The 14,504-nt window shown below is 65.3% G+C and carries 13 protein-coding genes; 8 read left to right on the top strand and 5 right to left on the bottom strand.

Annotation, left to right across the window (positions count from 1 at the left end):
* Positions 1-46 precede the first annotated feature (46 nt).
* The 3 genes from RAH32_RS00065 (at position 47) to RAH32_RS00055 (ending at position 3,348) form a co-directional block, all read left to right on the top strand.
* Positions 47-682, top strand: a complete 636-nt coding sequence (locus tag RAH32_RS00065) for a TetR/AcrR family transcriptional regulator (protein WP_306603924.1) — start codon at positions 47-49, stop codon at positions 680-682.
* Between the two features lie 1,300 nt (positions 683-1,982).
* Complete coding sequence (locus RAH32_RS00060) at positions 1,983-3,095, top strand: zinc-binding dehydrogenase (protein ID WP_306603922.1); 1,113 nt, start codon at positions 1,983-1,985, stop codon at positions 3,093-3,095.
* Between the two features lie 124 nt (positions 3,096-3,219).
* Complete coding sequence (locus RAH32_RS00055; protein ID WP_306603920.1) at positions 3,220-3,348, top strand: hypothetical protein; 129 nt, start codon at positions 3,220-3,222, stop codon at positions 3,346-3,348.
* Positions 3,349-3,661: 313 nt separating this feature from the next.
* Here the strand turns inward: RAH32_RS00055 and RAH32_RS00050 are convergent, their stop codons facing one another.
* Positions 3,662-4,729, bottom strand: coding sequence for a hypothetical protein (locus RAH32_RS00050; RefSeq protein ID WP_306603918.1), 1,068 nt, complete (start codon positions 4,727-4,729; stop codon positions 3,662-3,664).
* A gap of 405 nt (positions 4,730-5,134) precedes the next feature.
* On the opposite strand from RAH32_RS00050, the gene RAH32_RS00045 reads away from it, so the two are divergent.
* From RAH32_RS00045 to RAH32_RS00035, 3 genes are all read left to right on the top strand, one after another.
* Entirely contained in the window at positions 5,135-6,094 is a 960-nt protein-coding gene (locus RAH32_RS00045; protein WP_306603916.1) for an aldo/keto reductase, read from the top strand.
* A gap of 215 nt (positions 6,095-6,309) precedes the next feature.
* Complete coding sequence (locus RAH32_RS00040) at positions 6,310-7,059, top strand: cell wall hydrolase (RefSeq protein ID WP_306603914.1); 750 nt, start codon at positions 6,310-6,312, stop codon at positions 7,057-7,059.
* A gap of 1,554 nt (positions 7,060-8,613) precedes the next feature.
* On the top strand, positions 8,614-9,006 hold the full coding sequence (locus RAH32_RS00035; protein ID WP_306603912.1) for a hypothetical protein: 393 nt from the start codon (positions 8,614-8,616) through the stop codon (positions 9,004-9,006).
* Positions 9,007-9,257: 251 nt separating this feature from the next.
* Here the strand turns inward: RAH32_RS00035 and RAH32_RS00030 are convergent, their stop codons facing one another.
* The 4 genes from RAH32_RS00030 to surE form a co-directional block, all read right to left on the bottom strand.
* Positions 9,258-9,554: a PRC-barrel domain-containing protein gene (locus RAH32_RS00030; protein ID WP_103171141.1), complete on the bottom strand. Its 297-nt coding sequence runs from the start codon at positions 9,552-9,554 to the stop codon at positions 9,258-9,260.
* A 65-nt stretch (positions 9,555-9,619) separates the two neighbouring features.
* Positions 9,620-10,753, bottom strand: coding sequence for a LysM peptidoglycan-binding domain-containing protein (locus tag RAH32_RS00025; protein WP_306603906.1), 1,134 nt, complete (start codon positions 10,751-10,753; stop codon positions 9,620-9,622).
* Positions 10,754-10,790: 37 nt separating this feature from the next.
* Positions 10,791-11,453, bottom strand: a complete 663-nt coding sequence (locus RAH32_RS00020) for a protein-L-isoaspartate(D-aspartate) O-methyltransferase (protein ID WP_306603904.1) — start codon at positions 11,451-11,453, stop codon at positions 10,791-10,793.
* Positions 11,450-12,265 carry a 5'/3'-nucleotidase SurE gene (gene surE / locus RAH32_RS00015; protein WP_306603902.1) on the bottom strand — a complete coding sequence of 272 codons (816 nt, stop codon included), beginning with the start codon at positions 12,263-12,265 and terminating at the stop codon, positions 11,450-11,452. Before surE ends, RAH32_RS00020 begins: the two co-directional genes overlap by 4 nt.
* A gap of 152 nt (positions 12,266-12,417) precedes the next feature.
* On the opposite strand from surE, the gene RAH32_RS00010 reads away from it, so the two are divergent.
* Positions 12,418-13,332, top strand: coding sequence for a sulfite exporter TauE/SafE family protein (locus RAH32_RS00010; protein ID WP_306603900.1), 915 nt, complete (start codon positions 12,418-12,420; stop codon positions 13,330-13,332).
* Positions 13,332-14,147 (top strand): TIGR02186 family protein, encoded by an 816-nt coding sequence (locus RAH32_RS00005; RefSeq protein WP_306603898.1) that lies wholly within the window; start codon positions 13,332-13,334, stop codon positions 14,145-14,147. Before RAH32_RS00010 ends, RAH32_RS00005 begins: the two co-directional genes overlap by 1 nt.
* Positions 14,148-14,504 lie beyond the last annotated feature (357 nt).

Here is a 14,504-nt window from a genome sequence, read left to right as displayed (position 1 = left end):
GAACATTTGGCTTGTTCGGGAGGAGGCAACCGCATACCCATCGACAATGAACCACGACAATGCAGCGGAAAAGGGGTGGCGCGGCTCGCGCGAGGGTTGGCTTGAGGCCGGCTATCAGGCATTGATCGAGGGCGGCGTCGATGCCGTGAAGATCCTGCCGCTCGCCAAGCGGCTGAACCTGTCGCGCACCAGCTTCTATTGGTTCTTCGAGGACCGCGAAGCATTGCTGGCTGCCCTGATCGACGGCTGGGAACAGCGGACCACAAGGCCGCTGGTCGAAGCGACCACCCGCTATGCCGAAACCGTGTCCGAGGCGATGCTGAATGTGCTTACCTGCTTTCTGGCGGCAAACACCTTCGATGCCCCGCTGGAGTTCGCGGTGCGAAGCTGGGCCTTGCAGGACGAAGGCGTGGCTGACCGTGTCAAGGCCGCTGACGAGGCTCGGTTGCAGGCCATCACCGCCATGCTGGTCGGGTGGGGCCACCCTCCGGACGAGGCCGATATCCGTGCCCGCACCGTCTATCTGGTCCAGATCGGCTATATCTCGATGCAGGTCAAGGAGGACGTCGAAACCCGTCTTGCCCGCATTCCCATGTATGTCAGGATCTATACGGGCCAGGAACCCGAGCCGCGCGAAATCGCCCGCTTCAACGCCGGGATTCGCCAGGGACAGGGGTGTTGAAGCGGGCAAGCCAACGGACAGAGGCATCATGCGCATAGGGATCGTCGGCGGACGGGATCGGCGCTTGGCGATCGGCTGCCGGCCCCCTGCCCAATGCCGCCGAATCTGGCGCCTCCCGGAGGCGCTGGAGGGACGATCAAGGGCTCGCGGGCGAAGATCGGCAAGCCGTCACGACGATCCTGTCCGCCATCGGCAGTTCGGACGAGGCTACAGAGAGAAATCCCGGATTGACCTGATGGCCGCACTGTCTGGTTCAAGCGCGGCTATGGCGGACGACATGACCAGGCAGGGCGTGCCCCAACGGATTGCCTGGCGCGCCACCTAAGCTGCGGTATGCGGCCGGGCTGCAATGCTGGCCGGGCGGATTATGGCGGCACCACGGCAGCGGGCATCGGGGCGGCTGACGCCGAAGGTTTCTCCGAAGCCCTCCAGGAGGCATTGCTTGCCGCGAGGGAAAAGGCGCGGGCCTTCGCCGCCACACCCGGGTCGCATTGGACCCACTGGCCCGACTGCACGATCGGCGTTTGCAGTCGGCACGGACCACCGTCTTTGCAAGCGCGGTCCTTCCGCCAGTTCGCGGCCTGGCGTTCCGCAGCCTTGCATCCTCTGGTAATCCCCTAAACGATCCACAGAATTTGTGGACAAGTCCCGCCGGTGCGGCCTCGGTGGGAAATCGGCGTGGGGCGGGACTTGCCGATGCCTTTGGGGGGGAGCGACCGCGCCAGTGTGGATTTTATCCCCCGCCTGCGGGCCGAACCGGTGGGGTATTCCGCCCGATGACATGGCGGTGACCCAGTACGGTGCAGGACTGCATCGCCGTCGATATGTCCCGGGCCAAACTGGACAAAATCGGTATACCCGCCCCCCCGCCGCTGGCCGTCTGGGTCATGCCGGCGCGCAGGTCGGTCGGCGAGTCTGTGGCCCCCGCAGGGCGCTTGCGTCCCATAGGGGCAGCGAGGTCTGGTAATCGTCAACCTCACGGAAACCGGACGCGGTGGAACACCAGGGCTTGCCAGGCCAGGTCGGATCCTTCTCTCCGGCGACGGCACCTGAAATGCAGCCTTCTGGCGGGCACCAACGCCACGGCAAATTCAGCAAACGCGTAGCGCAGGGCGGCACGCATCGTCATGGACAAGGGCCACCCCCCGTCGGAGGATCTGCGCCCGGGCATGTCGTTGGTGCTCCATGGGGGACCGGCGAGGCGGCGGATTGAGCTTATGGACAGGAACCACGCCACAACGCGGTTGAACCTGGTCTGCGCCTGCGGAAAGATGCCCAGGAACCGCAGACGGAGGGACTGATGGACCGCGACAGCCTGGAACTGAGAACGACCGTCACAGCCGATGGCACGCTGCGGCTGGAGCTGAAGCCCTTGACGCTTCCCGATCCCGGCCCGGGCCAGCTTCTGGTCCGCGTCGAGGCCGCACCGATCAATCCCTCGGACTTGGGGTTGATGTTCGGCCCTGCCGACATGGAGACGCTGGCCTGGGACGGCCAGGCCCTGACCGCCCGCATTCCGCCTGCCGCCATGCCCGCCATGCGCGCCCGGATCGACCAGCCGCTTGTTCCCGGTAACGAAGGAGCAGGCACCGTTGTCGCGGCGGGGCCGGACCAGCAGCACCTGCTGGGCAAACGGGTCGCCATGCTGGGAGGGTCCATGTATGCGAAGCTGCGCCTGATCGCCGCCGCTGACTGCCTCGTCCTTCCCGACGGCGCCGGACCCGAGGAAGGCGCGGCGCTGTTTGTCAACCCGATGACCGCCCTGGGTTTTGTCGAGACCATGCGGGCCGAGGGACACAGCGCAATCGTCCATGCGCCCGCCGCCTCCAATCTGGGACAGATGTTGGTGCGGATCTGCAAGGCCGACGGCATCGGTCTGGTGAACATCGTCCGCAGCCCTAGGCAAGTGGCCCTGCTGCGCGACCTGGGCGCCGAGCATGTGGTGGACAGCAGCAGCGACAGCTTTCGCGACGACCTGACCCAGGCCATCGCCGCGACCGGCGCCACCCTGTCCTTTGACGCCATTGGCGGAGGCGAGACGACCAGCATCGTCCTGAACGCCATGGAGGCCGTCGCGCAGGCCAACATGACAAGCTATGACCGATATGGCTCTGCTGTGCCGAAGCAGGGCTATATCTATGGCGCCCTGGACACCGGCCCAACGGTCCTGCGCCGCGGCTTCGGCTTCAGCTGGAACGTGGGGGGCTGGCTGCTGTTCCGGGCCTTGCAGCGCCTTGAGCCGACCGTCATCGGGCGGATGCACCAGCGGATCCTGGCCGAGATGACGACAACCTTCGCCAGCCATTACACCGCCCGCGTCACGCTGGAACAGGCGCTGCAACCCGAAACCGTCGCGGCCTATGGCCGCAAGGCCACAGGAGAAAAGTACCTGATCACCCCATCAGGACAGTGAGTGGTTCAGGGCCGTGGTGCATGTGCAACATCAAGGGCGATGCAAGTCATCATTTGACAATTTTCGGAACCTGAGGGCGGGGCAGGGCTGTTGGGTTCGTGAAACCTGAACCCAGGAACATCCCATGCCTGTCATCAGCTTTGCCCCGAACCCCTTCGAATGGACCGTCGGCGTCTTTTCCGTGGCCGACGAACGAGGAAACGTAACCGCGCGCCGCTGCTGTTTCGGCCCCTATGTCGTCACCTGGCACTGACGGACGGCCGCCGGGCCTCCTGGATTGCCACTGAGGCCGGCGCTTGCGCAAGGTTAGCCATTCGCACAGGGCGCGTAACCTTGTCGGCAAGGGCCGCCGCGCATCAAGGCACAAAGACTGCCTCATCCCTGGAGGGCGCAACTGATCGCTCGGAAGATCCGCACCCTACGCTGCTCTGGGTAAAGACAAGGGTAGCCAGACTTCCGGGGTCGGCGCCGAAGTCGATCTCCGCGTCACAGGTCTCGGCGGCCACGGACCGGTTTGGGGCTCGTGAAGTCTTATGGAGGCTGACGGGCGAACCACAGTCAGTCCGTCAAATCACCAGCCCCGGTTTGCCTCCGCCGCAAGCCGGGCATCTGCGTGCGTGGATGTCCGAGCCGTTCGCTCCGTAATTCACGCCGCATTGCCCGCAGCAGAGGCGATAAACCTGCTGGTTGTGGTCCGTTCCAGCGCGCCCTGTCGGACCGATCACCACCTGGCCATTGGGATTGCGATAGCCTGGTGTCGTTGTTCCCTTGCCCGGGCGAGCGCGGGGCAGTCCAGTCACCTTGCCCGCCGCTGATTTCGAGGCAGGCGGCTGGTCTGAGATCACCCCGAGGATCCAGCCCTCGTGCCGGGCGAGTCGAGCTGTAACCTTGCTCAGCTTTGGGGCCAAGGCCTGAGGCAGGCGCCCGTCCACATCTGCGTCGCGCAGCCAGGATGCGGTCGCAAAGGCATCATGCTGATCAGCCGTCCGGCCCTCGGTGGCATAGGCGGCGCTGTAGAGACGGGGATAAGCCTCGACCAGCGCCGAACTGTTCGTGGGTATCTTCCAGCCGTCGAAGGGCCAGACGTGCAGCTTCGGCAGGGCGCGGCGGATGTGGCGCAGGAAAGGCAGGCCGGCATGGGTCGATTTGGCGACCTGACCCGTGACGCCGAAATGAAAGACCGACTTTCCCCGGGCCAGTTCCTCTGCCTTCCGGCGCCAGCGGGTCTGACCCTTGCGGCAGGCCGCCAGTGCCGCAGCCGCGTCCCCTCCATGCCTCAGGGAATCAACGGAGAGGCCGGGCATGTCCGTGGGCCAGTGGCGGTGGAAGTCGTCGAGAAAGACGTCCCAGTCGCGGGGCAGGGCGTGTTCCTCGAAGTAGGCCTCGGGGAATGAGAAGGCATGGTCGATGCCGACGATGGTGGAGATGGGTTCGGCGAGGCGCTCGATCAGCCACCCGGCGAGGGTCCGGCGCGTCCAGTAGTGCTGTGGGCCTGGCGGCGGGCCGATCTCTGCCGCAGGGCCACCGCTCTCGGTCTGGTAGACCCGCAGCCCCGGGAGACTGGAGTCTGCCGTCTTCGCCCCTGAATAGTCGATGCCGATGGTGCGCTGGAACTGCATCGCATCATCCTTCACGGCAGGTCTCCTCTGTCGTAGCAGCACGAACCACAGACGGGGTCGCGAACGGCGATGGATCAGGCCTGGAGCGAGGTGCGCCTGCTAGCCCATGGGGAAGAACCAGACCCCTATGCAGTCAGTAACACGGCCGGGGCCGAAAACGCGACATGCAAACTGCTGAGCTTGGCTGGCCCGCCAACTATCAGGCACCTCCTCCGAATTGCGCCTGTTGAGATCCCGCTGCCTCCTTCACGAGCTGAAGGCGAGCCAGTGATCCAAGTCGCTGAACAATGTCGGGCCGAAAACCAGTGCGTGCGGGCAGGGCTGCGTGTCATTAACCGACAGCAAGGCCGACTGAATTATTGACTGGCGAAGTCCTGCACGCTTACCTGCCGCACCGCGGAATACAATTGAGGGGCACGCATGGAACAGAGGCGGCTTGGCAACCGCAAAGTCGGTGCCATTGGCTTTGGCGCGATGAGCTTTGGAGGAATGTTCGGCGCCACCGATGAAGCGACATCCCTTAGGTGCCTTGACGCGGCGGTGGACGCGGGCATCAGCCATTTCGACACCGCCGACATCTACGGCATGGGCGTGTCGGAAGAGGTCATCGGCAACTGGGGGCGCCAGGATGTGCACCTTGCCACCAAGTGCGGCATCATCAACGGGCCGCCTCGGGCCGTGCGCAACGACGAGGCATATATCCGCAACTGTCTGGAGGAGTCGCTTCGACGACTGCGTCGCGAGCATGTCGATCTTTACTATATCCACCGCCGCCAGCCCGAGATCCCCATAGAAGATCTGGCGGGAACGATGGCAAGGCTTGTCGAGGAAGGGAAAATAAGCGGGTATGGCCTGTCCGAGGTCGCGCCCTCGACCGTGCGCCGGGCTCATGCCGAATATCCGCTGACCGCTGTCCAGAATGAATTCTCCCTCTGGACGCGCATGCCCCAGCTTGGCCTGATCCAGACCTGCAAGGAACTGGGGGTTGCCCTTGTCGCATTTTCTCCGCTGGGGCGGGGGATGTTCGGCCGAGAGCCCCTGAAGCGGGATTTCCGCGTCGGCATCGACTTCCGGGACACCAATCCCCGGTTCCTCGAACCGAACTTCTCGGCCAATCTATGTGCCGTTGCGCCGTTTCGCGCCCTTTGCGCCGCGCGAGGGTGGACGGTACCCGGTGCGGCGCTTGGCTGGGTTCTGGGGCAGGGGGATCACATCATACCCATTCCGGGCACGCGGACGGCAGAGCACCTTGGCGACTGGAAAATCCCCGATCTGAGCACGTCGGACCTTGCGGAGATTGACAGCATCCTTCCGGCCGGATTTGCGCACGGCGACCGGTATGGTGATCACCAGATGGCGTTCGTCGAGCGTTATTGCTGAGCCAAGCACCGAAGAACGCTGTAGAGCCATTCGTCATTCCTTGTCCGCACGAAACCTGCGTCTGCCATACTAGCGCCAGCACTTCATCTGGCTTGATGCTCGCCCCGTTTTGATGGGGCAGATCCGGGCGCACCAATTATCGGGCAGGCAATGGCGCAAGCGGCCGGAACGGTTTCGCGGCCTGCGCCGTTGCCATGGATCGAAAGGGTTTCCCGATGATCCGAACGGTTTTCGGCACGGCCATCACGCTCGTCGGTATATGGTATGCCGGTGCCATGGTTCTTGCGCGGGTCGAAGACGGCGATGATTTGACCTACCGCAAGCCGGAAGCGTCCATCGGATTGCCTGGGGTTCAACAGATGCCCCCGCGACCTTTCCAGCTTCCTTTGGCAACCCTGCCAGGACGGTTCTCTCCGCCCTCTGTGCGCTCCGACCTGTCGCTCAAGGTCGCCAGTGCTCCCGCGCCTCGCCCGGCAAAGGTCGACACTCGTCGGCCGAAGCCGCGTCCCGCCACCGCGCGGCAGATCCTGCAAGGCGCCGCCATTCCCTTGCCGCCCGACTCGCTGCGCAATGCAAGCGATCTGTCCTGCATCGCTGTGGCGATCTACCATGAGGCCCGTGACCAGGAGGATCTCGGGCAGCGTGCTGTCGCATCGGTGATCGTTCAACGCGCCGCAATTCCGCACCGATGGGGGAACACGGCCTGCGGGAACATCGTCCCCTCGCAATTCAGCTTCCTCACGTCGCAGTACGACTATCCGCCCATAGACGACAGGGAAGCTTGGGAAAGGGCGGTCCGGTTCGCGGCCCAGGCACTGCTTGAAGGTCCGATGCCCGAATTGAAAGGCGCTGACCATTATCACGCCACATCCGTGTCCCCAAGCTGGGTTCCGGCCATGGTCCGGGTGCGGCTGATCGACGACCATGTGTTCTATGTCGATCCCCGTTCGTCCCTTTCGCTGTGATGCTGCTTTCGGTGCCGCGCGGCTGCGTCGGCATCAGTGGACACGCGCTGATCGCAAGGCTGCCCTGCGGATAACCGCCTGCCATATCCTCGCAGCTTTGCGCATCGAGGCCGAAAATGGTATTTTGCACGTGAGCGCGTCAGAATGGCGCGGATTTTGGTGGTACAGTCATGGTTCAGCATTCGCCAGAACCGCAGCACCAGACCGTAGCTGATGCTCCGGCTGCCAGATTTCTTCCCTATGATCCTGAAGAATGGAAACAACGGGTAGCGGCTGCCCGCGCCAAGCGGGAAAAGGTCTTGCAGCAGCGTGCAGCAGAGCAGCAGCGGACCGTCCACGGCGGATGCCCCAAGCCTTGCGAGCGCGCTGACTTGCCTGACATGGTGCCACCTGCAAGCGTGCCGGCGCTGATGAACACTGCCGAGGACGGGCAGCCGAAAGCCGCAAACCGCGTAGCGCATCTTTTCGGTCCGCCCACGGCCTTTGCCGCATGGCGTCAGGCGAAAGACAAGCCTGCGTTTGGCGGCAGAGTGCAGCCGATGCTGTTTGGGCTGGTGATTGGTGGTCTGGCAGGTGCCTCCCTCGTCAGTCCTGGCGCAACTCGTCCCGACGCGGGTGATTTCCCGAAGTTGGGTGATCCGCCGGTTGTCTCGGCTGGCGTTCCCTTGGATGCAGCGCTTTCCTATGTGACGCCGGTCATGTCGGCACCTTCGGCAGCGGTGTTCCTGGATTCCGGGACTGGTCCTTCGGCGGATCCGCAGGCAAGGACTGTTGCGCCCCTTGACGCGCTGTCTGCCTCGTTCTCGCCTGGACCGAAGATGGCTGCCTTGGCGGCAACGACGGCTGCGCCCAGCACGCCAGAAATTTCCGCACTTCCTTTCGCTTCCGAACAGCCTGACCTCGAGGCAAGCCACGGGGTTGCGGCGCAGTCGTCTGGCGCGGCCTTCGGAGAGGCAGAGCAAGCTCTCTTTCTGTCACGGCCGCAGCTTGTCCGTCCCGAGGTGCCGGAGGCAGATGCCATTCCGCAGCGACCGCCGGTCTTGCTGGAAATGCCAACCATGCGCCTGGCCGTCTACGTCCCCGAGCGCATGGCGGCCGAAGGGCGAACCGAAACCATGGCGCGGCTTGCAGAGGCGGGATGGTCGCCCGAGGAGGCTTCGACACCGTTCACAATCGGCGAAACCCATGTCCGATATTTTCATCCCCAGGATCGGAAGGCAGCCGAGGAACTTGCAGCTTCGCTGGACACTGCGGCGCGGGACTTCGTCAGCTTCACGCCATCCCCAGAGGAGGGGTATCTGGAACTATGGCTGGGCGGCCGAGGAGCGCCCCCGAAGCCAAAGCCGGTCATTACCCGCAGGGGCGATCCAGACCCGGCCCGGGCCAACAGGGACAGAAGCGGCGCCGAGGCACCCCCGGCAACAGCAGAGGGCCGTCGGCGGTCCATATTTGGCCGGGGAGACAATGAATGGCTGCGCACCTCGAACAGCCGCAATCGGGCGGGCGTCCGGAACAGAGCAGAAAGCAATGCCGTTGCGAGAACTGGAAACACCGATGGCAACGGCGCCGAGGATAGGGCTGATGACGGCAGAGGCAGTGGCGGCAACAAGGGGAGTAGTCCGGGCGGCGACAATGCCGGCGGCGTTGGAAACGGTGGCGGCAGTGCAGGCGGCAATAAAGGCGGGAGTGGCAGCAACGGCGGCCGCGGAAACGGCGGCGGTAGTGCAGGGGGCCACGGCGACGGCAAGGGAGGCGGCAAGGGAAGCGGCGGCGGTCACGGGAACGGTGGCGGCAAGGGGAATGGCGGCGGACAAGGAAACGATGGGGGCCGCGGAAACGGCGGTAGCCATGGGAATGGTGGCGGACACGGGAACGGCGGTGGCAACGGGAATGGTGGCGGCAACGGCAGGGGGGGCGGACGTGGGTGAGCTACTCTCCATAACTTAAACCCCGATCGTCTGACGGGGTCTGGCGTGACTTGAGCCGCTTGTTGCCCCTGGAAACCGGGTCGGCCGATGTCGGCTATCTGTCCATCGACCACCGCCGGTGGCTTGCCGCCCAAGGCTGAACGCGGGCGCTGCGTCGAATGCCAGCTTCCTCCGCCGTCCGAGGCGACGTAACCCCATATGCGCTGAACACGATGGTGGCCTTACCTGTGTCTCTCCCCAGGCGGCGGCGGGAACGCCGCCATTGGCAGCCTAGTCGCGATGTTCGGGCAGGGCTTTCAGATCCTCCTTGCTCCACCGCGATACGGCATGGACCACGCCATCGCCGTCACGCATGACGTCCAGGTCCGATACCGGGACCAGGACAGGTTTCGATCCGATGCCCAGAAACCCGCCCACGTCGATCACCACCTGCGCATTGCTTCCAGAGCCATGCACATGCGACACGCTGCCGATCGTCTGGTCTCCGGGACCATAGACGGATGCGCCCGTCAGCACCGCATCGGTCAGTTCATCCGGCAAAAGCCGGGGGTGTTGGGAATGGTCCATGCCTTTCCTCCATTGGCTTGTCGATGCCAGGCCAACGCGGCAGGCAGGCGCGCGTTCCCATGTCCTCAGTTGAGGTATTTTTCTGGATCGACGCTTTCGAAGCCCTGGCGCACTTCGAAATGGACAAACCCGCCCCCGCCTGCCTTGCCGATGGACTGGCCGGCTGACACGGTGTCGCCCTTGGCTACGTCAAGACCGTCGAGACCCGTATAGACGGTCATCAGGTTGCCGTCGTGGCGAACCACCACGATGGGCGCGCCGGTGGTGTCCTTGGTCACAGCGGCAACCGTGCCGCTGCCCGCCGCCTTGACCGCCGTTCCGGCGGTGGCGGAGATGTCGATGCCGTCGTTCCTGCCCTTCTCATAGACACGGATGATCGACCCCGACACCGGCATCTGGAACCGGCCCCCGGCGGATGCGGCGGTCCGCGTCGCACCCAGGTCGGTCGTGGGCGCGGCGGGGCCGGGTTCAGCCGCAGGTATGGTGGTTTCCGAGGGAAGCGGGCGTTCGGCGGAAGGCGGGCGGGGTGTGGGGCTGCCGCTGCCGGGCGCGGTCGTGACGATCGCCGGATCCGGGGCCTTCTGCCCGGCAACGGGCACGATCAGCCGCTGCCCGACGCGCAGCCCCATGGACGAGGGCAAGCCGTTCCAGGCCGCCAGATCCTGAACGCTGACATCGTATTTTCGGGCAATCGACCAGGCCGTCTCGCCTGCGACGACAATATGCTGCGCGGGATTGGCAGGACCGGGCGCGGGCTGCCTGGTCGCGGCCGGGGAGGAGGTGCCTTGCGCCGGCTTTTGCGCAAACGGATCGGACACGACAGCCCTGCCGCCCGGTCCCGGCGCCGCCCCGCCCGCGCCGACGCGCTGGGGCAGGACCAGAACCTGCCCTGCGCCCAAGGGGGCATTCGCAGGCAGGGCATTGTGCTGGGCCAGCCGCGCGGCATCGACACCCAGGCGAGCCGCGACGGACCCGATCGTATCGCCGCTGCGCGCCACCGCCACCTGATAGGTCGGGAAGGTGATCACTCCCCGGTCATCGGGTTGCGGACGCGGCGCGGCGCCGGCGGCGGCATCGGCCGTGTTCAACGCCCCGGGCATCCAGCCGCGCAGGTCGGCATCGAAGCCCGTCGCGCCGCATGACGCCAAAAGAAAGGCAGCCGCCCCGACGCTGGCGGCCTGTCGAAAAGTCCTGCTCATTTCCGTCGTCCTCAACCTGCCGTGCCGCAGATCCGGGTCATGTCGGTCCCAACCCTTCGACCAGCGGCACAAATCGCACCTGACGCAATTCGCCATAGTCATAGCCGGTGTCCGTCCGGGTGACGCGGATCAGCGTCTGGACCGCATCGGATTGTCCCACCGGCACGACCATGATACCGCCGATCTTCAACTGTGCCAACAGCGGGCCGGGCGGATCCTCGGCGGCGGCGGTGACAAGGATGCGATCAAAGGGCGCCTGATCCGGCAGGCCGCGCGATCCGTCGGCCACCTGCGCGGTGATGTTCGACAGGCCCAGCTGGCGGAAGATCACCTCGGCTTCCTGCACGAGGCGGCGGTGCCGGTCCACGGTATAGACGCGGCGGCACAGCCCCGACAGAACCGCCGCCTGGTAGCCGGACCCCGTCCCGATCTCCAGCACGGTGTCGCGCGGGCCGGGGTTCAGCGACTGCGTCATCAGCCCGACAACGGATGGCTGGCTGATCGTCTGCCCGCAGGGGATGGGCAGAGGCGTGTCCTCGTATGCGCGGTCGGCGAACTGGCCGCGAACGAACAGCCCCCGGTCGATCTTCTCCATCGCTGCCAGCACGCGCGGATCGGTAACGCCGCGTGACCGCAACTGGAACAGAAAGCGCATCTTGCGCTCGGCCGGGTCGTCTTCGTCGTCGTGACCTTCGCTCATAGGCTCTCCGCCTTGGGGCTGTCTTCGTCGAACAGGTTTTCCATCTCGCGCAGCGACACGTGGCAGGTCAGATCCGCCCGCATGGGCGTGACCGAGATGAAGCCGTCCATGTTGACCGCGACATCGGTGCCGGGCCGTGCGGGGGCATTCTGCGCGCCGCCAGCCGCCCACATGAAGCGGCGGCCATTGGGCGCGGTATAGGGCACGACGCGGAAATTCGTGCCCTGCCTGCGCCCCTGCGGCACCACGCGGGTGCCTTGCACCGCCGACGCCGGAACAGGCGGAAAGTTGATGTTGTAGAACAGCCGGAAATCCGCGTCCGAGGTCCAGTCGCCATGATCCAGCAGCCGCCGGATCACCGCCGCGCCATGTTGGCGGGCGCCTTCGAACGGATCGGCCAGGGCCGATGTCTTCGGTCCCAGGTATTGCGAGAGGGCGATGGCGGGCAGGCCCTGCAGCGCGGCCTCCATGGCGCCGCCGATGGTGCCGGAATACATCGCGTTCTCGCCCGAATTGTTGCCCCGGTTCACGCCCGACAGCACCAGGTCGGGCGGCGCGTCCGCCATGATGTCGCATAGTGCGGCCAGAACGCAGTCGGCGGGGCTTCCCTCGGTCGCGTAGCGGCGTTCGTCCAATCTCGCCACCATGGTCGGGTGGGAATAGCTGATGCAATGGGCGACGCCCGATTGTTCGAACGCTGGGGCAACCGTCCAGACCTGACCCGAAGGACCCGCAAGCGTTGCCGCGATCTCGGCCAGAACCTCAAGCCCCGGTGCGTTGATGCCGTCGTCGTTCGTGATCAAGATGCGCATTTTCCGCCGGTCCTGGGGCGCGGGACAGCGCCAGTTCACGTCTTCGTTCCTGCTTAGCCGCGCGGTTCCTGCGCTTCAAGCGCCCGAAAGCGGTTTGACGGCATTGCCGGGTCGTTGCATCCTTTTCGATGACGCAAACGGCGCGCGGGTTCATGCAGATCTACCTTCCCATCGCAGAGGTGTCCGTGAACGCCTTCACGCTGATCGGCCTTGGCGGGCTTGTCGGCGTGATGAGCGGGCTGTTCGGCGTGGGCGGCGGCTTCCTGATCACGCCGCTGTTGTTCTTCATCGGGATCCCGCCCGCCATCGCCGTGGCCACCGGCGCCAATCAGGTCGTCGCCTCGTCCGTGTCCGGCGTCCTTGCGCATGTGAAGCGCAAGAGCGTGGACTTCAGGATGGGCGGCGTGCTGCTGGCCGGAGGTCTGATCGGGTCATGGATGGGCGTCTGGGTCTTCACGCTGCTGCAGGACCTGGGTCAGGTCGACCTGGTCGTGCAACTGTGCTATGTCGTCTTCTTGGGCCTGATCGGCGCGATGATGCTGCAGGAAAGCGTCCGCGCGCTGCGGCGATCGTCCAAGCCCGGCCACCGCAAGCGGCTGCACCAGCACAATTGGGTCCACCGTTGGCCGGTGAAGGTCAAGTTCCGGGCGTCGGGGCTGTATATCAGCGTCTTTCCCCCGCTGCTGGTAGGGGTTGCGGTAGGCGTCCTGGCGGCGATCATGGGTGTCGGCGGTGGCTTTATCATGGTGCCCGCGATGATCTATCTGCTGGGGATGCCCACGAAGGTTGTCGTGGGCACGTCGCTGTTCCAGATCACCTTCGTCACCGCCTTCACCACGCTGATGCACGCCGTCAGCTACAACACGGTGGACATCATGCTTGCAGTGCTGCTGATCCTGGGCGGCGTGGTAGGCGCGCAGTTCGGCACCACGCTGGGTGCGCGCCTGCGGGCCGAACAGCTGCGCATCCTGCTGGCGCTGCTGGTGCTGGCGGTTTGCGGCAAGCTGGCGCTGGATCTGTTCCTGACACCCGATGACCTTTACGCCATCCAGCCGGGGATCGGCTGATGCGGGCGGCATGGGCCGGGTTGGTCCTGCTGGCGCTGTCGGGCATGGCTGGCGCGCAATCGACGGTGTCCGATGCTCCGCCGCGGGACCAGTCCTTGCCGCCTACGGAAACGGTTGTGGCGGGCCTGTCCAGCGACAGTGTGGCGATCACCGCCAGCTTCGACGGGTCAGACATCCTGATCTATGGCGCAATCAAGCGTGAAGGTCCCATCCCACCCGGCCCCCCGTTGCAGGTCATCGTCACGGTCGAGGCCCCTTCGCGCGGCGTCACGGTCTGGCGCAAGGAACGCAAGGCGGGGATCTGGGTCAATTCCGAATCCGTCAGGATCGGCGCCGCGCCGGGTTTCTATGCCGTCGCCACCTCCGCCGCGCTTGAGGACATCCTGCTGCCGGAATGGGACAGCCGCTATCGCATTTCGCTTCCCCTTGCGATGCGGGCCTTTGCGGGCCAGGTCGCGGTCGAAAGCGCCGTTCCCTTTACCGAAGCCCTGATCCGCATCCGAGAGGACGAGGGGCTTTACCGCCTGGACGAGGGCAGCGTGTCGCTGATCGACCAGACGCTGTTCCGCGCCGATGTCAGCCTGCCTGCGAATCTCGTCGAGGGCGCCTACAAGACCCGCATCTTTCTGCTGCGGAACGGGCAGGTGATCGACGTGTTCGTGGCGCCCATCAACGTGCGCAAGGTGGGGGTGGAACGCTGGCTATATCGGTTGGCGTTCGATCAGCCGTTTCTTTACGGGCTGATGTCGCTGGGGGTTGCGGTCTTTGCGGGGTGGGGGGCGTCGGCGGCGTTCCGAAAGCTGCGGCGGCCTTGAGTGCAGATGCTGCGATTTCCTTCGACCGGGCGGAAAAAGGAAACGCATTGCGTTTCCCCGCCCGCGTGACCGGGTGCCATCAGAAACATTCCCATCACGCGACCCCGGTAGGCCAGCGCCCGACCCGGTGGGCGTGAAGCGCCCGCCGGTGGCGGGGCGGGCGCTGGCCGGGCCTTTGAGGCCCAGCGGCGTTGGTTGATATGGAGCCACGTGGCGAAGGCGATGGCCTTCGCCAAGCTAACGGCTCCGCCCCAAGACTAGGGAGTGTCCTGAACTTTGTGTATCTGGCCCGGTCCATGCGGTTTCAGATACTCAAGCGTCGAAGCGCTCGCCGAACATTATGGCGAACTGATTGCG

It is taken from the genome of Paracoccus yibinensis, from assembly GCF_030846195.1.
Taxonomy (GTDB): Bacteria; Pseudomonadota; Alphaproteobacteria; order Rhodobacterales; family Rhodobacteraceae; genus Paracoccus; species Paracoccus yibinensis.
The sequence above is the reverse complement of the archived record's forward strand: the minus strand, read 5'-3'. Positions and strand labels throughout refer to the sequence as shown.